The organism is Bulleidia sp. zg-1013, from assembly GCF_019798045.1.
In the GTDB taxonomy this organism is placed as follows: domain Bacteria; phylum Bacillota_I; class Bacilli_A; order Erysipelotrichales; family Erysipelotrichaceae; genus Bulleidia.
Genome location: NZ_JAGXEX010000001.1, coordinates 1 through 20,990, shown reverse-complemented (window position 1 = coordinate 20,990; position 20,990 = coordinate 1). Strand labels below are relative to the sequence as shown.

The 20,990-nt window shown below is 36.6% G+C and carries 14 protein-coding genes and 1 tRNA gene; all 15 read right to left on the bottom strand.

Annotated elements, in window-relative coordinates:
- Positions 1–21 precede the first annotated feature (21 nt).
- Positions 22–1,779: a threonine--tRNA ligase gene (gene thrS / locus K7I92_RS00075; protein WP_220281580.1), complete on the bottom strand. Its 1,758-nt coding sequence runs from the start codon at positions 1,777–1,779 to the stop codon at positions 22–24.
- Between the two features lie 254 nt (positions 1,780–2,033).
- Positions 2,034–6,362, bottom strand: coding sequence for a PolC-type DNA polymerase III (locus K7I92_RS00070; RefSeq protein ID WP_220281579.1), 4,329 nt, complete (start codon positions 6,360–6,362; stop codon positions 2,034–2,036).
- A 9-nt stretch (positions 6,363–6,371) separates the two neighbouring features.
- Positions 6,372–7,820, bottom strand: coding sequence for a helicase HerA-like domain-containing protein (locus tag K7I92_RS00065; RefSeq protein ID WP_220281578.1), 1,449 nt, complete (start codon positions 7,818–7,820; stop codon positions 6,372–6,374).
- A gap of 8 nt (positions 7,821–7,828) precedes the next feature.
- Positions 7,829–8,509 carry a ribonuclease III gene (gene rnc, locus K7I92_RS00060; RefSeq protein WP_203245700.1) on the bottom strand — a complete coding sequence of 227 codons (681 nt, stop codon included), beginning with the start codon at positions 8,507–8,509 and terminating at the stop codon, positions 7,829–7,831.
- Complete coding sequence (locus tag K7I92_RS00055) at positions 8,496–10,499, bottom strand: ATP-dependent DNA helicase RecG (protein ID WP_220281577.1); 2,004 nt, start codon at positions 10,497–10,499, stop codon at positions 8,496–8,498. Before K7I92_RS00055 ends, rnc begins: the two co-directional genes overlap by 14 nt.
- 43 nt (positions 10,500–10,542) lie before the next feature.
- On the bottom strand, positions 10,543–12,153 hold the full coding sequence (locus K7I92_RS00050; RefSeq protein ID WP_220281576.1) for a DAK2 domain-containing protein: 1,611 nt from the start codon (positions 12,151–12,153) through the stop codon (positions 10,543–10,545).
- A 9-nt stretch (positions 12,154–12,162) separates the two neighbouring features.
- Positions 12,163–12,522 carry an Asp23/Gls24 family envelope stress response protein gene (locus K7I92_RS00045; protein ID WP_203245703.1) on the bottom strand — a complete coding sequence of 120 codons (360 nt, stop codon included), beginning with the start codon at positions 12,520–12,522 and terminating at the stop codon, positions 12,163–12,165.
- Positions 12,523–12,571: 49 nt separating this feature from the next.
- Positions 12,572–13,588 carry a cell division protein FtsQ/DivIB gene (locus K7I92_RS00040; protein ID WP_220281575.1) on the bottom strand — a complete coding sequence of 339 codons (1,017 nt, stop codon included), beginning with the start codon at positions 13,586–13,588 and terminating at the stop codon, positions 12,572–12,574.
- Positions 13,567–14,478, bottom strand: a complete 912-nt coding sequence (gene murB, locus K7I92_RS00035; protein WP_220281574.1) for a UDP-N-acetylmuramate dehydrogenase — start codon at positions 14,476–14,478, stop codon at positions 13,567–13,569. The genes K7I92_RS00040 and murB overlap by 22 nt, the downstream gene beginning before the upstream one ends.
- Entirely contained in the window at positions 14,465–15,541 is a 1,077-nt protein-coding gene (locus tag K7I92_RS00030; protein ID WP_220281573.1) for a glycosyltransferase, read from the bottom strand. Before K7I92_RS00030 ends, murB begins: the two co-directional genes overlap by 14 nt.
- A 51-nt stretch (positions 15,542–15,592) precedes the next feature.
- The gene (gene yihA / locus K7I92_RS00025; RefSeq protein WP_220281572.1) at positions 15,593–16,180 is read right to left on the bottom strand and encodes a ribosome biogenesis GTP-binding protein YihA/YsxC; all 588 of its coding nucleotides are present in this window, start codon (positions 16,178–16,180) and stop codon (positions 15,593–15,595) included.
- A gap of 1 nt (position 16,181) precedes the next feature.
- The gene (gene lon, locus K7I92_RS00020; protein ID WP_220281571.1) at positions 16,182–18,491 is read right to left on the bottom strand and encodes an endopeptidase La; all 2,310 of its coding nucleotides are present in this window, start codon (positions 18,489–18,491) and stop codon (positions 16,182–16,184) included.
- Between the two features lie 43 nt (positions 18,492–18,534).
- Positions 18,535–19,872 carry a trigger factor gene (gene tig, locus K7I92_RS00015; RefSeq protein WP_220281570.1) on the bottom strand — a complete coding sequence of 446 codons (1,338 nt, stop codon included), beginning with the start codon at positions 19,870–19,872 and terminating at the stop codon, positions 18,535–18,537.
- A 115-nt stretch (positions 19,873–19,987) separates the two neighbouring features.
- On the bottom strand, positions 19,988–20,677 hold the full coding sequence (locus K7I92_RS00010; RefSeq protein WP_220281569.1) for a hypothetical protein: 690 nt from the start codon (positions 20,675–20,677) through the stop codon (positions 19,988–19,990).
- A gap of 48 nt (positions 20,678–20,725) precedes the next feature.
- Positions 20,726–20,799 (bottom strand) — tRNA-Arg (locus K7I92_RS00005).
- Between the last annotated feature and the right edge of the window lie 191 nt (positions 20,800–20,990).

Sequence of the window (20,990 nt, the reverse complement as noted above, 5' to 3'; positions counted from 1 at the left end):
ATCTAGGTTATTAGTCAATATTTAATTTCTGGATTTTTGCTTAATTTGTTCAATCAATTGGTTCAAATAGGCTTCCAATGGATACGTTATTTCATCCTTGGAGCCATAGCTGCGAACCGTAACACTCTTATTTTCAATATCACGATTACCAACAACAATTTGAACGGGTATCTTATTCATTTGTGCTTCACGAATACGATAACCTAACTTCTCATTACGATCATCCAAATGTGAACGAATACCACGTATTTTTAAAGCTTGGTTAACACTAGCCGCATAGTCACCATGAGCTTCAGAATTCACCGGGATAACCACCACTTGCAATGGAGCAAGCCATAAAGGAAGAACTCCTTTGGTTTCTTCTAATAAGAAAGCAATAAAGCGGTCTAAAGAGCCTAAGATAGCACGATGAATAACCACGGGTCTTAGCTTTTGGTTCTCTTTATTTACATATTCCAATTCAAAACGTTCGGGTAATTGGTAATCCAATTGAATGGTACTAAGGGTTACATCATGACCTAAAGCCGATTTTACTTGAACATCAATCTTAGGACCATAGAAAGCCGCTTCTCCTTCCGCTTCATAATAAGGAACAGCCATTTCTTTTAAAACTTCTCTTAATTCATTTTCTGAACGGGTCCATAACTCATCATTACCAAAATACTTATCCGTATTACTTGGATCACGCAAAGACAAACGGAAAGCGTAGTCTTTAAAACCAAAGTCCTTATAAACATCTAAGACTAACTTCGTAATATTTTTAATTTCATCAGCAATTTGATCCGAACGTAAGAAAATATGCGCATCATTTTGCGTAAAAGAACGAGAACGCTCAATTCCCGTTAAAGCACCCGAGGCTTCCAAACGGAAGTCATGCGCAATCTCAGCAATACGAACAGGTAAATCACGATAAGAATGCAAGCTAGATTTATAAATAATCATATGTTCAGGACAGTTCATTGGTCTTAACACATAACTATCACCATCTCTTTCCATAATTGGGAACATATCTTCTTTATAGTGAGCCAAATGACCGGATATTTCATAAAGCTTCGTACTAGCAACTGAGGGTGTTAAAACATGATCATAGCCTAAAGAAATCTCTTTTTTCATGATGTAATCCGACAGTAAACGTCTTACTGTAAAACCATTTGGCAGCCACATTGGCAAACCGGATCCAACTGTTTCTGAGAATAAGAACATCTTTAAATCTTTTCCCAACTTACGATGATCTCTTTCTTTCGCTTCCTCTAAGACTTGTAAATAGGCTTCTAATTCTTCAGCATTTGGGAAACAAACTCCATAAATACGCTGTAAAACCTTATTATTTTTCTCCCCTTTCCAATAAGCACCGGAATGCTTTAATAGCTTAAAATTCTTTAGTAGCTTTGTGCTTTCAACGTGTGGACCACGACACAAATCTGTAAAGTCGCCTTGACTATACATAGAAATATTGGTACCTTCCGGCATATGATTGATTAAGTCTACTTTATAGGGATCATCCTTGAATTGTTCTAAAGCTTCTTCACGACTAATTTCATGACGGACAATGCGTTTATTCTCCTTAGCACATTTCTTCATTTCCTTTTCAATCTTAGCAATATCTTCATCACGAATCACATCATCGCCCAAATCAATGTCATAGTAGAAGCCCTCTTCTACAACTGGTCCTACCCAAAATTTAGCATGAGGGTACAAGTGCTTCACGGCTTGAGCTAATAAATGTGCACAAGAATGATTGAGTACTTCTAATTCTGGATTTTCTTTAAAATTTATCATCTTCTCTCCTTTTCCAAATAAAAAGGCATCCCTAAAGGACGCCTAGCGCGGTACCACCTTTATTGTTAGATAACAATCTAACACTCAAATGCTTTAACGCAGCCAACGATCTATTTTCATAGATTGCTCACAAGTAGTAATTTCATGGGATTTCTTATCCTTTTCAGCAACCAGGATACTCTCTACAAGCCTCACCATCAAATCGTGTCTTGATCATTGCAACTGCCTATATTGTAACAACTTTCCAATCGTTGTCAATCAAACAAGGATAATTGGTTGGTATCGTTTAAATCTTGAATAATACCCATCTTTTCAAAACGTTGTAATAAGGTCTTAGATAAATGTGTTCTTGCTAATAAATCTTCTTTAGAAAGGAATTCTCCTTCTTGTCTAGCTTGAACAATATTCTCTGCCACTGATTCACCTAAGGAATCTATGACCACAAATGGTGGAATCACTGCATTTGGATTGCTTGGTGATTGCTTGAAACGAGTGGCTAATGATTCATACAAATTGACATTTTCAATCGAATAGCCACGAGCATACATTTCTTCACAAATTTCAAGTGTGTTAAATAAGGCCTTATCTTTATTAGATAAGCTGGGATCACGAGTATCCATTAACTTCTTAATTCGTTCCATTTCCATTCTTACTGCCGTTAAACCTTTACTCATAATGGCAATATCATAGGCATCACAACGCAAAGTTAAATATTGAATATAAAAGTTAATTGGTTCATGCACTTTATACCAAGCAATACGAACCGCCATCATAACATAAGCAACCGCATGTGCTTTTGGAAACATATATTTAATCTTTTTACAGGAATCAATGTACCAATCCGGCACTTGATGTTCACGCATGGTTTTTTCTTGCGCTTCGGTTAAACCCTTTCCTTTACGAACCCCTTCCATAATCTTAAAGGCATCTAATGGTTCTAATTTCTTATCCAGTAAGTAAGTCATAATATCATCACGACAGCCAATCACATCTTTTAGAAGGAACCCTTGTTTCACTCGTTCTTCAGCATTTCCTGCCCAAACGTCTGTTCCATGGGTTAAACCGGATAGAATGGTTAAATCTGAGAAAGTATGAGGTTTTGTTTCTTGTAAAACACGTCTGGTGTTAGCTGTACCAAATTCCGGTAAACCGACAGCACCGGTTTCTTGATGATAAATTCTTGGATCGGCTTTCAAGGCTTTGTCTTCATAGAATAATGATAATGTTTCAGCATCATTCATTGGAATATCCATTGGTTTCACCGTCGCAATTTCTTGCAGTAAGCGCATGGAGGTCGGATCAACATGGCCTAAAATATCAAACTTAAGGATTTGGTCACCATAATCATGGTATTCAAAGTGGGTTGTCTTCCATGGCCCCGGTTGATTGGATGGGTATTGGATTGGTGTGAAATCTTCAACCACATGGTCTTTTGGTACAATCACAATTCCACCAGGATGTTGACCGGTGGTACGCTTAACATCTTGGCAATGCATGGCTAGATATTCTTTCATTGGAGAGCTAAATTGCACATTCATCTCCTCTTCATAGCCCTTCACATAACCAAAGGCTGTCTTTTCGGCAACGGTACCAATCGTACCGGCACGGAAAGCATGTTCTTCACCAAAATAATCTTTGATAAAGTTATGGGCTTTGGCTTGGTATAAATCCGAAAAGTTTAAATCAATATCTGGTGTTTTATCCGCATTAAAGCCTAAGAAGGTTTGGAATGGAATATTATGACCATTACCGCGCATGATTGTATGACAATGCGGACAGACTTGATCTTCTAAATCAAAGCCAGATAGTACTTTACCATCTAGGAAAAATTCAGAGTAATGACAATTGGGGCATAAATAATGTGGTGGTAAAGGATTGACTTCGGTGATATGTGACATTGTTGCCGCAAAGGAAGAGCCAACCGAACCACGAGAGCCAACCACATAGCCATCCTCATTGGTCTTCATAACTAACAAGGAAGCGATGTAATAATGCACACCAAAACCATTGCGAATAATATTATCTAACTCATTATCTAAGCGTTGTTGAACAAGGTCAGGAATTTTGCCTTCAAAGCCATATTGTTCCATCACTGTTTTTTGACACAATTCTCTTAATTTATCATCAGAACCTTCAATAATTGGGGGATAGGTTCCTTTCGGAACCGGCTCTATTTCTTCAATTTGTTTAAATAATTTCTTTGGTGTATCAACGACCATTTCATGAACCAATTGTTCATCTTCCAACCAAGAGAATTCTTCTATCATTTCATTGGTTAAACGAAGATGTTGATCAGGATTTGAATGATGACGACGAATTTGTTCGTTACGAATGTATAAAGGATGCGTACCACCGCCAACAGCCTTGGCAGTAATATAAATATCTCTAAAAATCTTTTCTTCTTTTTTACAATAATGGCAATCCGATGTTGCTATTATTGGTAAATTTAATTCCTTTGCACAAGAGATAATACGTCTTTGAACGTCTTTTAAACGAGCTAAGTTAATGATCGAACCTAATTCTAAAGAAGTAGAATAATTCGCTAATGGTTGTAGTTCAATGTAATCATAGAAAGCCATCGTCTTTTTTAAACGATTATCATCACCATTACAAGCCATCTCAAAAACTTCGCCATTTAAACAAGCTGAACCAATCAATAAATTCTCCCGATACTTTTGAAGAGTTGAACGTTTGATACGAGGTTCACCAATCGCATTTGATCCTTCATTTTTGGTTTTAACGGCTAAAGTTTCCGTATTAGAAATACTAATTAAATCATACAAGGCTTTTAAACCGGCTTGATTTTTAGCAATCACAACCGCATGCTTAGAAAACATACGTTTGAAATCACTTTTTGTATGTACTTTTTCTTGTAAATCACAAATCGTTTCTACTTGGAATTGGCGCTTTGCGTCCACAATCAAATGTTCAAAAGCATCGGCTAAAATATTCGCATCGTAATCGGCACGGTGCGCATCGCTTCTTGAATAATTTAGCTTATAGTGATTGGAAATATATTCCAGAGCAAAACGAGAACGATCAGGCAAAATTGCACGAGCTAAGTCTAAAGTATCAATCACCGGATTATTTAATGCTTTCCTGCCCAATCGTCTTAACTCTTCATTAAAAAATGGATAGTCAAAACTAGCGTTATGGGCTACTAATACCGCATCACCAATATAAGCCAATAATTCATCCACCACTTCCGAGAATTTTTTTTCGTTTTCTACCATCTCATTAGAGATATTGGTTTTTCTTTCAATAAAAGATGGAATGGAAATAGGAGGCTTAATAAAAAGTTGTTTAGAATCTAAACGAAGTCCATTTTTAATACGAACTGCCCCAAATTCAATCATGTGGTCATACTTAGCACTTAATCCGGTGGTTTCTAAGTCAAAAACCACATAGGTCGCTTCATCTAGTTTTTCATCATTGGCATTTCGCACAATGCACAAATCATCTTCAACTAAATTCAATTCGCAACCAAAACCAACATTAAAAGAACGCTTTGGATCTTTTTTATGTAAATCTTCTACACAATGCTTGGCTTTCACAAAGGATTGAACATTCGCATGATCGCTTAAAACAATTCCCTCATGACCTAAATTCCAAGCGTATTGAATCATTTCCTTAGGTGAACAAACACCATCCATTTCCGAAAAATTGGTGTGGGAATGAAATTCAATTCTTTTCTTTTCAGCTGTATCAACTATTTGTTTTGGTTGATCAATGATTTCAATGGAATTAGCTATACAGCTATTTTCTTTCGCAAAAGTATCATAACTAATTCTTCCTTGTACACGAACATATGAGCCAACATGGATTTCTTCCATCTGTTCAAGGCTTAAACGATCAGAACTAAAGCGTTTCACATGAATAGCACCATGACCATCGTAAACTGATAAGGTTTGAAGTTGTTTTCCACCCCTTAATTCTTTGATTTCACTTTGGAAGACTTCAGCTTCAAAATAGATTTGCCCTGTTTCACTTACGTCTTCATCCAAACGAATGAGTTCGGCATTACTTTTCTTAGATTTATACATTACTTTTTTCACTGGGACAAGCTTTTCTTCTTTTAGGATAGGGCGATCTAAAATAACCGTTTTTTCAGTTAGAACGGTTGGAGCTTCTTGTTGGACAATGGAAATACCATAATCTTCTAAACCAATTTGATTTAGGATGGAACACAAGGAAGAAATCGCTTCTTCCCCTTTTTTAATCAATTGTGGATTTAAAAAGGAAAACTGAATGGATTTTTGTTGTGAGAAAATTTGTATTTCAGCTGAATTAAATACAAATAAGTCACTTTCTCTTTGAAAGAAAGGACGAACATAACTTTCAAACTGAAGAACATTCATTTCATTCTTTTCCCAATGGAAAAAGAAATTTGGTTGCAAGCCAACTTGTTGTAAAAATTCTGTTTCTAATTCTTGAAAACAATCATAGTTGCAAGGTTCTTCCCCTTTTAATTCAATTTCAATCTTTTGGTCTTGTTTATAGAAACGAACAGACAAAACATCCACTTTTTCCAAAGTGGAAGTGGATGTACAGTTTAATTTATCAAGTAATTCAATTAACTTCATGAAAGCCTCTTACTTAAAGAAGCCGGACAATAGTTTTTTAGCTGAACGAATCGCTACATTCACGAGTTCGTTTTCAGTACGATTTCTCGCTTTGCGCATCAAACGAGATTGCCAATCGGTTGGTTGTCTTCTTGCTTCTTTTTCTCTTTCTTTTTCTTCTTGTAACTGCTGTTTTTCATCTTGTTGAGCTTGTAATATCTCAGCAATCTTTTCATTAGCACTTTCGGGATCTAAATCACTACCATATTTTTCTTGCCAAGGGGACAAATGGACTTTTTCTTGAATGCTTTCTTTAGCTATACCATCTAAAGAACTATGGATTGGATAAATTAATGTTCTTTGCACCATAGCAGGTATGCCATCTTCTTGCAAACAAGAAACCAAAGCTTCCCCAATCGCTAATTGTTGTAAGACTTCTTCGCTATCAAAATCAGGATTGGCACGGAAAGAATCCGCAACCCCCTTTAACTTCTTAATTTCAACGGGTGTATAAGCTCTTAAAGTATGCTGAATACGATTAGAAAGTTGACCTAAGACTTCATTTGGAATATCACTTGGGGATTGTGAGCATAAATAAACTCCAATTCCCTTGGAACGAATTAACTTAATCATCTGTTCAAATTTCATCAAGAAAGAAGAACTCGCTTCTTGGAATAATAGATGAGCTTCATCGATAACAACCACTAATTTTGGTTGCTCTAAATCACCAACCTCGGACATACTTTGGAATAAACGGTCTAATAAAATCCACATTAAAGTCGCATAGGTAGTTGGTTTCAGAAATAAATTTTGACAAGAAAGAATAGAAATTAAGCCTTTTCCATCTCTTGTTTGCAACAAATCTTGTACATCAAAATCCGGTAAACCAAAAAGCTTTTGACCTCCCTGTTTCTCAAAAGCAAGCACTTTTCGCTGAATGGAGGAGATGGATTGGCTTGTGATTAAACCATATTTCATACTGAATTCTTTCGTATTATTTAAGACATATTGCAACATCGCCTTCAAATCTTCTAAATCAATTAAGTCCAATTGTTCCCCATGAGCAATCGAGTAAAGAATGGTCAAAATGCCTTCTTGAGTTTCATTTAAACCTAAAATCTTAGCTAATAATAATGGATCTACATCTTCCAAAACAAAGCGAAAAGGAATCCCTAATTCACGATTAGCATCAATGAATTCCACCGGATAGGCTTTGGCTTCAAAATTTTCTAGGTCAAGTTCTTGAATACGGCTCGCTACTTTTTCTAAATTACCAGCTTTAGCTAAACCGGAAACATCCCCTTTAATATCTGTAACAATACTTGGAATCCCTAGTTGTGAACATTCTTCTAATAAATGTTTTACAGTAACGGTTTTACCGGAACCACTAGCTCCGGCAATCAAACCATGGCGATTCATTCGTTTGGTTTCTAAAACCACCTCTTGTCCATTCGCTTTTCCTAAAATAATTTGTGCCATATACCCTCCTATTTAGCTAATTTTTCAAACGCATTTTTAGCGGCGGCCTGTTCCGCCGCTTTTTTGGAATTACCACTACCCGTACCTAAAACCAAACCGTCGACCACCGCATTCATAACAAAAGTCGGAGCATTGCTTGGCCCTGTTTCAGAGACTAAATTATACACTAAAGAGCGTCTTGAATCAGCTTGGATAACTTCTTGTAAACGAGTTTTATAATCCAGTTGTACTGCTTGGACAATTTCTTTAGCTTGTTTTAAATGTGGTGTGATAACTTGTCTTAAAATCACATCCACCGCCATCATTCCTTGATCTAAGAATAAAGCCCCTAAAAAAGCTTCCATGGCATCCGCAATAATAGCATCTTTTTCTCGACCTCCAGAGCGTTCTTCCCCTTTTCCTAGACGAATGTATTGGTTTAAACCAAGTTGCCGTGAATAGTTTGCTAAGGCCGGTTCACATACCAATTGTGCTCTTAGACGTGTCATTTGACCTTCACTTAAATTCAAAGGATAAATCTGTGCCGATGACCATAGTTGTAAGACTGCATCTCCCATGAATTCTAAGCGTTCATTATCGTCTTTTAAACCGTGTTCATTGGCGTAAGAACTATGAGTTAAGGCTTGCTCAATAAGCTCGAAGCGTTCAATGTTAATCCCTTGTGATTTTAAAAAATTATGAATATCCATGTTTCAACCTTTCTTTTAAAAGACTATTGATAAAAGTTTGATTCTCCTGTGTTTCAGGATGGTCTAATATTGATTTGGCATCTAATTTTGCTTGATCAATAAAAGCTGTATCTTCAATTAGATTACCTAAGATAAAACTTGGTAAACCCGATTGTCTTAATCCAAGTATATCACCGGGTCCTCTTAATCGTAAATCCTCCTCGGAGATATAAAAGCCATCGTAGCTCTTCACTAAAACTTCTAAACGCTCAATCGTTAATTCATCCTGGCTATCACTCAATAGCCAACAATAACCTTGATTATTTCCTCTTTGAATACGCCCTCTTAATTGATGTAAGGTGCTTAAACCAAAACGGTCACTATCATAGATAATCATGCCTGTCGCATTGACGCAATTCATGCCCACTTCCACCACCGTTGTTGAAACTAAGATTTGCGTTTGATTATCATAAAATTCTTGCATGACTTTCTCTTTTTCTTGGGATTTCATTTGCCCATGAATCATTCCCACTTGATAGTTTGGAAATAGCTTCGCAAGGTTTTTCTGGGTATCATAAACATTGCGTACTTTAAAACCATTCTCATTTTTATTCACGGCGGCACAAATCACATACAATTGATGTCCCTTATCTAATAAAGATTGAATATCCTTTAAAACAGAACGAAAACTGTTTTCTTCAATTCGTTTGGTAATAGGTGCTTTTCTTCCTTTAGGCATAGATTGAATAGTCGAGACATCCATTCCTCCCAATAAACTGGAAGCTAAGGTTCTAGGAATTGGAGTGGCACTCATAACTGCGAAGTCTACACCGTCGGATTGAGCTTTTAAAAATTCTCTTTGTTGGACACCAAAGCGCTGTTGTTCATCCACAATCACTAAACCTAAGTTTTGAAAGTGAACTCCTGATTGTAATAAGGAATGTGTCCCGATGACAATTTGAATGTTTCCTTCTTTTAAATCATTTAGGATATTTTCTTTTTTACTCGCATTTAAACCACTATACAAAAGCGTCATTTTTTTCTTTTCTTTTGGAAATAAAGCTTGTAAGCTTTCAAAGTGTTGACGCGCTAGAATTTCGGTGGGGGCTAATAAAGCGGCTTGATAACCGGAAGAAACACAAGCGAATAAACTTATTCCAGCCACTACGGTTTTACCGGATCCAACATCTCCTTGGATTAAACGGTTCATTTTCTTAGTGGATTTCATATCTTGAATCATTTCTTTTAGAACTTTCCCTTGATCTTTTGTTAAAACAAATGGGATTTGGTGGATTAAAGATTGGATATAATCATTTTTGATATTTTTTTTCTGTTTTTCCTCGCAATATGTATCTTCATTTTTTAAATATAGATGGGCAAAAAAGCGTAAGAATTCTTCGTATTTTAAGCGACGAATGGCTTGATTTAAAGCCCTCTTATTCGGTGGCATATGAATGGATTGTAAGGCTTGTGTACGCGATAGTAAGCGATATTTATCAATGAATGTAGCCGGCATGGTATCTTCTTGTTCTAACAAGCATTCACTTAATACCTTTTCCATAAAGGCATGAATAGAGCGTTGTTGAAAATCGGCTTTATTGCGATAAATTGGTTCAAACGGCTTATGGTCTTTCATTGCCTTTAAATCATAGTTTATAGCTGTGAATTTATTATGACCATTGTATTTACCAAAGATGGTAATGACATGTTGACCGGGCAACGTCTTAGCCCATGGACGATTAAAAATAATAACATCGATGACTTGCCCCTCAACCATGACTTCAAAATGGACAATTGTTTTTTTTCCATAGCCAAAAGAACGGGATTTTCCTAATGTTATTGCTTCAAAGCGAAGGGTTTCACCAATTTTCCATTCGCTATATGGCAAAGCTTCATAGCAATCATATCGAATGGGATAGTTTGTTAGAACATCTTCCACACTTTCAAAGTTAAAAGCTTCTTTGATTTTACGTTGTGTTGTGGTTAATTTAATCTCATTTAAATCTTTCATCTCTATTATTATAAACGAAAAAGCAAGAAACCCGATGGGCTTCTTACTCAATACCAATTAAGTATGTATAGACAGGTTGATTACCTTGTTGAATATCCACATCTACTTCATAGTTTTCATCTAAGAAAGCTTTGATTTGGTTCGTTTCTTCTTCATTTGCGTCTTCTCCACAGATAATGGTTACGATTTCACTTTTCTCATCAATTAAGCTCTTTAATAAGCCTAAAACACTTTCTAAACGATTTTTTGAAATAGACACAATTTCTTTATCATGGATACCCATGTAATCACCAGCATGAATTTCTTTACCATCCATACTGGTATCTTTTACCGCATAGGTAATGGAACCACTCTTGACATTCGCAATCGCCTCTTGCATCGCTTTTTGATTTTCATTTAAACTTTCATTTGGATTAAAGATTAGACAAGCACTAATACCCTGCAAGATTGACTTACTTTCAAGCACAACCACTTTCTTATCCTTTATTACATCTGCAGCCTGCTTGGCGGCTAAGATAATATTGGAGTTATTTGGCAAGATGAAAATCTTATGGGCATTCACTTTTTTGATAGCATGGATGAAATCTTCGGTTGCCGGGTTCATCGTTTGACCACCAGAAATCACATAGTCAACTTGATAGTCTTTGAATAACTTCACTAAACCACTGCCCGCCGCTACCGAGATAATACCGTATTCCTTTTCTTCTTGTGAACCTTGATTGAATTCATCCACCAAAGAAACTTTTAATCCTTCTTTCAAGGCTTCGACTTGCACCTTCTTAAATTCACCATAACGTTGTATCAAGGAAACAACTTCCCCCGGAGCAATAGTTCGTAAAGAAACACAAATTTCATCACCACCATCAAAAACCCCAATATCCGAACCAAATTGGGACAATTGTTTACGAAGACGTACTTCATCATATTTGGCTTTACCCTCTTCGTTGATTGGCAAAATCACTTCTACACGATAACCGGATAAGATTTCTTCTTGGTTGGTTAGACTTGGCTTATCTTGACGAGCGACCGGTTCACCTTTTAAGGCCGCTACGAAACCATCCAAAATAATGGTGTACCCAAAACCACCTGAATCAATACAACCAGCTTCTTTTAATACCGACAACAATTCCGGCGTCCTTTGCAAAGAGGCTTGTGCTTCTTCATCCACATAAGCGATAAGCTCTTCCACGCTTGCATTGGGATGTTCAGCCATATAAATTTGACCATATTCAGCACTTTCTCTTAAAACAGTTAAAATTGTACCTTCTGTCGGCTTCATCACTGCCTTATACGCTAAACGAGCCCCAGCCATTAAAGCTTCGGTAAAATCATTAGCGGATAAAGTGGTTAGAGCATTATCTTTTACATATTTTGATAAACCACGAAAGATTTGGGAAAGAATAACCCCTGAATTACCACGCGCGCCCATCAATAATCCACGTGAGAATACCTTTGAAATTGTGAATAAATCGGTTGATCCACTCTTATCTACTTCTTCAATCCCGTTTTGAATGGTTAAAGACATATTCGTTCCTGTATCTCCATCCGGCACAGGGAATACGTTCATAGCGTCGACTTCAGCCTTACGGTTGTAAAGGGCATTAGCCCCCGATTCGAGTAACACTCGAAATTGTTCACCATTTAAGTTCTTCATAAAATCTCCTTAAGCAATTACGTGTACCCCTTGCACAAAGACGTTGACAGATGCAATTTCTTCGTTAAGGGCTTTTTCTAATTCGTATTTCACTTTCTTTTGCGCTTCTTGTACAACTGAAGCGATACGAACGTTATAGCCAATAATCACATATAAATCAATGACTAAACCACCTTCTTCCCGTTTGACAATCACGCCTTTTGAATAATTTTCTTTTTGCAGTAATTCCGCCCAACCATCACGTAATAATTTACGCGAAGCCATGCCGATAATACCATAGGATTCCATAATGACTGATCCGGCCAAAGAGCTAATTGCTTCAGCGGAAATGGAAATATTACCATAATTTGTGTTCTTTTCAACAGACATCTTGTTCACCTCTCGTCCATTCTATCAAAATTTAATATGTCTTTCAAAACTATTTCTTTATATTCAAGGTACCGGATTTGTAGTAACCTGCTTCATAATGACGGTCAAAACTTTTATCCGGTATCTCATAACCATGCTCATTCACCGGAATTTTAATGGCTTGTCCATTATCCGCCTTAGCTTGTTTACCACTACCGGCTTCACTGTAATAATGTTGAATAACTTTATCTCCGCTCGCATTAATTAAAGTTTCACCCTTATCATTCTTCCAATATTGCAAAGAAGGATTCTCCTTCTTCCAAGGACAAAGTGAAGAGTAAGCCGTATTTTCTTTACCAATCGCAAAAATACAGAGAGCTTTATTTTTGGTCTGATGATAAATGGCGTTAAAATCTTTCACCAAAGTGGCACTTGCATAGCCGGTAATCATATAGCCACCATTGCGCATCACAAATTTAATCCCCTCCGGATCATAGGTTAGGCTATATTGATGAATTTCTGAGATACCATCCAATTGATCGTTGCTTAATCCTTTTAAAGAACGAGCTAACAGACCTCTTTGTTCATCCGTTTCAAAGCCGGATAAATAAGGAATCGTTTTTAAAATGGACTGATCTTCTTTCTTTAGTTTTTGACTTTTCCCACTTGCCAATAAAACATAGGTATCTTTCTTTTGCTTGTAATACGCTATCTTTTTCTTTTCTTGAATGATTATGGAAACCGTTTGATTGGCTTGTAAAGAAACCTTGGCTTGTTCAATCCAAGGATTGGATTTCAAGCGATATTCCACAAGAAATGGTAAGTTGCTATAAAAGATATTACCTTGATGTACCCCTGCCTTATTTTGAATTTCTTCACGGCTATAAGCGTAATTTCCTTTCACTTCAACTCCTTGTGTTTTTGAAAAAGGTAGAGCTAAATAAATCAATAAGAGAAATAATACTCCGAATACCATAGCCCATTTCATCAATTTTTTTTGACTACGACGATAATTTAAACGATTATTCGCTCTACGCTTGCTGATTAGAACGCTTTCGACTACGTTTATTTTTTCTTTTCTTGCCAATTGAATATCTCCACTTCCGGAATAAAGTCAATTTGATACGACTTTTTCACCTTTTGTTGTATATCTTGAATTAACGCTAAATAATCATTTGCCTTAGCATGTCCGATATTGATAATAAAGTTAGAATGTTTCTCAGAAACCATGGCATCGCCTACACGCTTGCCTCGATAACCAATGTTATCGATAAGTTGCCAAGAATAATACCCTTCGGGATTTTTAAAAATAGATCCACAACTTGGATATTGTAGTGGTTGAGTGGATAGACGACGCTCTTTGCGTTGACTCATCAAACTGGAAATTTCTTCTACATCTTTCTTTTTAAGAACATAACGAGCAGCTAAGATAATCCAATCCCGATGATCTTTGAAAATAGAATGACGGTAAGATAAATCACATTCTTCTTTTGTTAGCCATCTAAATTCTCCATGCACATAGACAAGTACTTCTTTTAAAACATCGGCCACATTTTCTTTATAGGCTCCCGCATTCATGAATACATTACCCCCAACCGTGCCGGGAATACCACCGGAAAATTCCAAGCCACTTAAACCGGCTTTCATACAAGCATTGCTTAAAGCAATTGTTGAGCAGCCGGCCAAAGCAACCACTTCATTTCCTTCAATGTAATACTCATTAAAATAGCGGTCAAAGCGAATAACAGCCCCCTTAAATTCTTCATCAGAAGCTAATAGATTCGATCCTTTACCAACCATTTTATAAGGTATTTCATATTGTTTAAGGATACGTAAAACACCATCTAAAGCAATTAGGTTATCCGGATAAATCACATATTGAACCGGTCCACCAATATGAAGCGTCGTTAAGTCCGAAAAACATTTTCCCACCTCTACTTTCGCGTATGTTTGTAACCGTTCTTTAATGTCTATCATGTGTAACCTCCTTAATCCAAGCAATGATTTCTTCTGCCGAATCTTTTGTTTGTCCAAGCAATGCCTTATCTTTTAAGTTCTTTAGTAATTGCTTATCTTCCATACATTGATTGATTTGTTTCGCTAATTTCTCAGCAGTTAATTCCGGTTCTCGTAATAAAATAGCGGCCCCTTGATGAACCAAACGCATCGCATTGATTTCTTGATGATTATTTGGCACATAAGGACTTGGTATCAATAGACTTGGAATCGCTAAAGCTTCTAATTCTGAAAGTGTTGTAGCACCCGCTCTTGTAATGGCTAAATCTGATAAAGATAAATAAGTTTTACCATCAAAATAAGGTACAATCTTCACCCTTTCACTACTTAAATGTTTGTATACATAATCATTAGATTGTCCAGTGCTAATTAAAACCTGGTAGCCATCGTGAAAGAAAGAAATCGCTTCATCAATAATTTTTGAAACCGAAGACGAACCCAAACTTCCTAGCATAATGGTCACAAGTGGTAAGCTTTCTTTCAAACCAAAAGCTTCAAAAGCTTTCTTTTTATTCACTTGAAAGTCTTTTAATAGACTAGCTTGAGGATTACCTAATAAACGTGTTTTTTCTTTTGGAAATTGATTTTCTTCAAAGCAAGTCGCAATCATCGTTGCTTTTTTAGCCAGGAACAAATTAGCCTTACCGGGAAAAGAGTTTTGTTCATGAAGAAAAATTGGAATACCTGACTGATGAGCCGCCATTAGAACAGGAACGGAAATGTAGTTCCCAAATCCTAAACAAATATCCGGTTTTTCTTTTTTCAGAATTTTTTTACATTTGGGAATGGATAAAAAGACAGAAGCTAAACCTTTGATTTTATGAACGATATTCCCCGATGTGCTTGAAATATGTAAAGGTATAAAAGGAAAGTTAGCCTCTGGAATCATCTTGGCTTCCAAACGGTCTTTACTTCCCATAAAGACAATCTCTAAATCAGGATTGTTTTCCCTGGCTACTTTCGCTAAAGCTAAAGCAGGATTAATGTGACCGGCGGTTCCACCCGCAACAATCATCCATTTCATAACAATCACCTCAACTATTATTCTACCATAAAAAAATAGACAGCTTCCTGTCTATTTCAAAGATAATGTTTCGTTGATTTTATCCCAAACTTCATCCATACCTTGTTTTTTAAGAGAATCCACTGCTAAGAAAGAGTTGGCGTTTAATTTTAATTCTTTAGCAATCGCAAACTGCTGGTTCTTTAATTGACCATAGGATAGCTTATCTTTCTTTGTACAAACCACTAAGATAGCTAAATGATTAGTTTTTGCATACTCAACCATGGAAATATCTTCTTCGCTTGGCTTCCTTCTTGCATCCAAGACCAAAACCACAGCCTTTAAATTCTCCCGTTTTGCAAAATAAGGCTCCATTAAAATCCCAAATTCAATCAAAGAATGACGACTTCCAACCGCATAGCCATACCCCGGCGCATCTGTAAAAACAAATTGATTGTTGACAACAAAGAAATTCAACAAACGTGTCTTACCGGGTGTTTTCCCTGTGTAAGCTAGCCTATTACGATTCACTAAAGCATTGATTAATGAACTTTTACCGGCATTTGACCTGCCAACAAATACAATTTCTGGTAAATCATGCTCTGGCCATTGATCTTGGTGCGCAGCGCTCGCTAGCCACTTTGCTTCAAAATACTGCATATTACACCAAAGTTTCCTTTAAGACATCATGCACTTGTTTCACCGGAATAAAAGTAATATCTTTCTTCACCAGTTCTGGTACTTCTTCTAAATCACGTAAATTCTTTTCCGGAATTAAAATAGTATGAATACCAACTCGATGAGCCGCTAAAGATTTTTCTCTTAAACCGCCAATCGCTAAAACATTTCCCCGCAAAGTCACTTCCCCGGTCATCGCAATATCTTTGCGCACTGGTCGATTTGTAATGGCAGATACTAAGGCGGTTGTTAAAGTTATCCCGGCACTTGGTCCATCTTTTGGAACAGCTCCTTCTGGTACATGAATATGAATATCGTGTTGTTCAAAAAACTTTGGATCGATCTTAAATTCATCTGCATGAGCTTTCACATAGTCTAAAGCGATATGGGCGGACTCTTTCATAACATCACCTAATTGCCCAGTAATGATTAAACCACCTTTACCCGCAAAAAAGTTAACTTCAATTTGTAAAACATCGCCACCAAATTGAGTATAAGCCAGACCGGTTACCACACCAACTTCATTTTTCTTTTCTTTAGAACCATAATCAAAGATTGGTTTACCAAGCCATATTTCAATTTTAGATTTCGTCATGGTTAAAGATTTCTTATTTTCATTTAAAATTTCCAAGACTGTTTTGCGACAAAGGCTACCTATCAAACGCTCTAATTGACGAACACCGGCTTCACGTGTGTAATGACGAATGAGATATAAGATTTCTTTATCTTTGAGCTTAAATTGCGATGGTTTTAAACCATTCGTTTTAACCTGTAAAGGAATTAAATGTTGACGAGCAATCTCCACCTTATCCACCTCGGTATACGATGGCAATTCAATGATTTCCAAACGATCTCTTAAAGGAGCCGGAATGTTTTCCAAATAATTAGCGGTCGCAATGAACATAACTTTGGATAAATCATAAGCTTCTTCCAGATAATGATCAGAGAATTGAGCATTTTGTTCAGGATCTAAGACTTCCAGTAAAGCATCACTTGGATCACCTTTGTAATCAGCGCCTAGCTTATCAATTTCATCAATTAGGAAAAGTGGATTGATGAATTCCGCTTTACGCATACCTTGAATAATACGACCTGGCATGGCACCTAAATAAGTACGACGATGACCGCGAATTTCCGCTTCATCTTTCACCCCACCCACCGACATTTTAACAAACTTGCGATGCATGGCGTCCGCAATACTTTTGGCTAAAGAGGTCTTACCAACTCCCGGTGGTCCAACCAAACAAAGAATTGGTGCTTTCAAAGAGTTCGTCATCTTCTTGACAGCTAAATATTCCATCACTCGATCTTTAACTTTTCCCAGACCATAATGACGGGCATCCAAGGAAGCACGAACTTCTTTCAAATCTTCTAAATCCTCTGTTTCTTGCCACCAAGGTACATTCAAAAGCCATTCAATGTAGTTTCGCGATACAGAAGTTTCCCCACTCCCCGCCGGCATCATTTCATAACGTCGCAATTCTTCCAAGGCTTTCTTCTTAATTGAAGAGGGATATGGTCTTGAATTAATCATTTCTCTAAAGTTATCCGAATCATCTTCCGAACTGGGAACATCGCCCAATTCCTCACGAATGGCTTTAAGTTTTTCTCGTAAATAAAATTCACGTTGATTGTCATCAATGCGATCTTTCACCTTCTCATTAACAAATTGTTCGACTTCACCATATTTTAAAGCCTTATTTACTTCTTCTAATAAATAGTATAGACGATCGTTAATATGACCTAATTCCAATAAATATTGACGAGATTCTGGTTTAAACAAAAAGAATTGTCCACATAAATCCGTAAATTCATCTGCCGCAATGCCGGTGTTGACTTGTTCAATCGCAGATACAGGAAATAAATCACTCAATTGTGGTAATTGACCGATTGTATCCATAAGTTTATGGACAAGAACTTCTTCTTCATCATCACTACTCGCAGCGAGAGGTTGAATTTCAATGGCTGCCATTTGGTAACCATCCATCATCTTTACCTCTGTTAAGCCGGCTCGATCCAGACCTTGGAAAGTCACTCTTAAAAAGCCCTCTTTTTGACGAACAGATGTCACTTTAGCTAAAGTTCCCATTGTATAAACATCTTCTTGGCTTGGTTCATCAATCATAATGTCTTTTTGACACACCAAAAAGATTAATCCTTCAAATTTCTCATTAGCTATTTCAACGGATTTTATGGATAAGGCACGACCTACTTCAATATCCACTTTATTGTGGGGAAATAAGACAATACCACGAGTAAAAACCGCTGGAACATGAATCAAAGATTTTTTCATAAAACCTCCTTCTTCTTAGAAAAATAAGGCGCTTAGTTGCACCTTATTCCTTCTCTACGCTCTTCTTTGTGCTTTTTACTTTTGAACTTGCTTTTTTAGTTTTAGGAGCAACTTTCTTAGCATTTTCTTTCACAAAATCATACGCTTTCTTATTCACAACATCACGACTCAACATTTCCTTTGAAATCATAGCTTTAACTTGGTCAACTTCCATGTTGTATTGACTAGCGATGCTTGCATATTCTTTTTCAATTTCTTCATCACTTGGAGTCAAGTTTTCCGCTTTAGCGACGGCTTCTAAAGCCAAACGTAAAGTAACCGTCTTTGTTGCATTTGCACGATAACCTTCTTTTAATGACTCTGATGTTTGACCCATCATTTGTAAATAAGAAGTCAAAGACATACCATATTGTTGAATTTGTTGAGTAAGCTGGTTTACTTGATTCTGAACCTCATCATCCACCATGATATCCGGTAGTTCAACTTCTGTATTTGAAATTAAAGCGTCCATCAAAGCCGTTTCAGCCTTTTCATCTGCCGCACTCTTCTTTGAGCTTGTTAGACGATCTTCAATCATTTTATGCAATTGTTCAACATTTTCAACTCCGGGGGCGTTGATATCTTGTGCAAAATCATCATTTACTTCGGGTAGCTTCTTGACTTTCACTTCATTAACTTTTACTTTGAAGACAACTGGAGCACCGGCTAAATCCGCTACATGATAATCTTCAGGGAAGCTTAGTTCAACATCCTTTTCTTCACCGGCTTTCATGCCAATCAATTGATCTTCAAAGCCGGGAATGAAAGAACCTGAACCTAAAACCAAATCATAGCTATCAGCCTTACCACCTTCAAAAGCAAGCCCATCCTTGAATCCTTCATAATCAATGTTTACAGTATTACCTTTCGTGGCCTTACCTTTTTTAATCTCCAGTTCAGCGTATTGTTCACGCATACGATCTAATTCAGCTTTGATTTCCTTTTCCGAAACGCTAACTTCCTCTAATGGATAATCTAAGCCTTTGTAAGACTTAACTTTTGCTTCCGGTTGAACAGCGAATGTATAAACCACTTCAGCCTTTTCACTATCCATTGACTTGATATCCAATTGTGGTTGACTAATTGGTGTTAATTTTGTTTCTTCCAAAGCTTTTTTTAACCATTCATTCGCATTGGATTGAACGGCTTCTAAATAGCGTTCATTTTCAGAAATTTTCTTTTCCAACATGACCTTAGGCGCTTGTCCTTTACGGAAGCCGGGTAAGGTAATATTGCTGACTAATTTGTTGAAAGCTTTCTTAATAGCTTTCTGCCAAACTTCTCCTTCAACCACAACACTTAAATCCCCTGTGGATTTTTCTTTTAATATCCAGTTTGTCATAATTTCTCCTTATTTCATTTTCGCTAGTCCAGTATAACAAATTTTTAAGCACTTGAGTAGATTTAGCACTCTTTTATGAAATCTGCTAATAGATTATTAAAAAGTGCAGTATCTGTCAAGACATGAGCCTATTTTTTTCTTCCAAAATGAGAACTTCTTGATAAAGCTTTCCATCATCCATGTAAGAGGAAATTGTTTCTAAAGTATTTAGGGCTAAAATCTTTCCTTCTTCTTGGTTATAATGCAATGGTAAAAACACGTAACAATCGTGAATTAATTGATGCATACATAGCTCTAAGAAATCAGGATGATTATTTTCTAGCCATATTTTTAGATATTTTCTTGCTTCCAGAAAACCCGCACTCAAAGAAACGGGAATGATTTCTTCTGGCCAAAATACATATTCAACTCCTTCTTTAACATAATGAAATTCTTCTCGAATACCTTGCTTGGCTAATCCTTCGATTAATAATGAAGCCGCTTCTACATTGGGACTATTTTTTAAAAAGCTTTTTAATTCCGGTATTAAATCACGTAGATTACGACTTAATAATTGATTGACTGCTTGCATCTGAAAATCAGCCTTCCCTTTTAACATAGTTAATAAGCGCTCTAAACTTATTTCAATATCTTCTTGATGAAGATGGGATTTTACCTCTTTTTCTAAGACTACTAATTTTTTTTCGACATCCATTGGAATATAAGGCATATTCAATTCTTTTCTGATTAAGAATTGGGCTTCTTCGTATTCCTGTTTATGAATTGCCTCTTGGATTTGTTCTAAAACTTCATCGTAATAGTTCATTTTTCCTCCAAAAAAGAAACCGTCGATTAACATATCGGCGGTTAAGTACGTCCTCGAAGAGATTCGAACTCTTGACCACACGCTTAGAAGGCGTGAGCTCTATCCAGCTGAGCTACGAGGACAGCATAGTAATTATACTAAAGGATAAAACTCTTTTCAATAACTATTTTTATAAAAGTAGGATTGTGAGAATGTCAAGATTTAATGCGAAAAAATTTTTATAAAATTGGTTAGTCGATTTTTCAACTAACTTTTTTCATAAATAACTGATTTTAACGCTATTTTAAAACGCTTATCCTACTTTTAAACACAC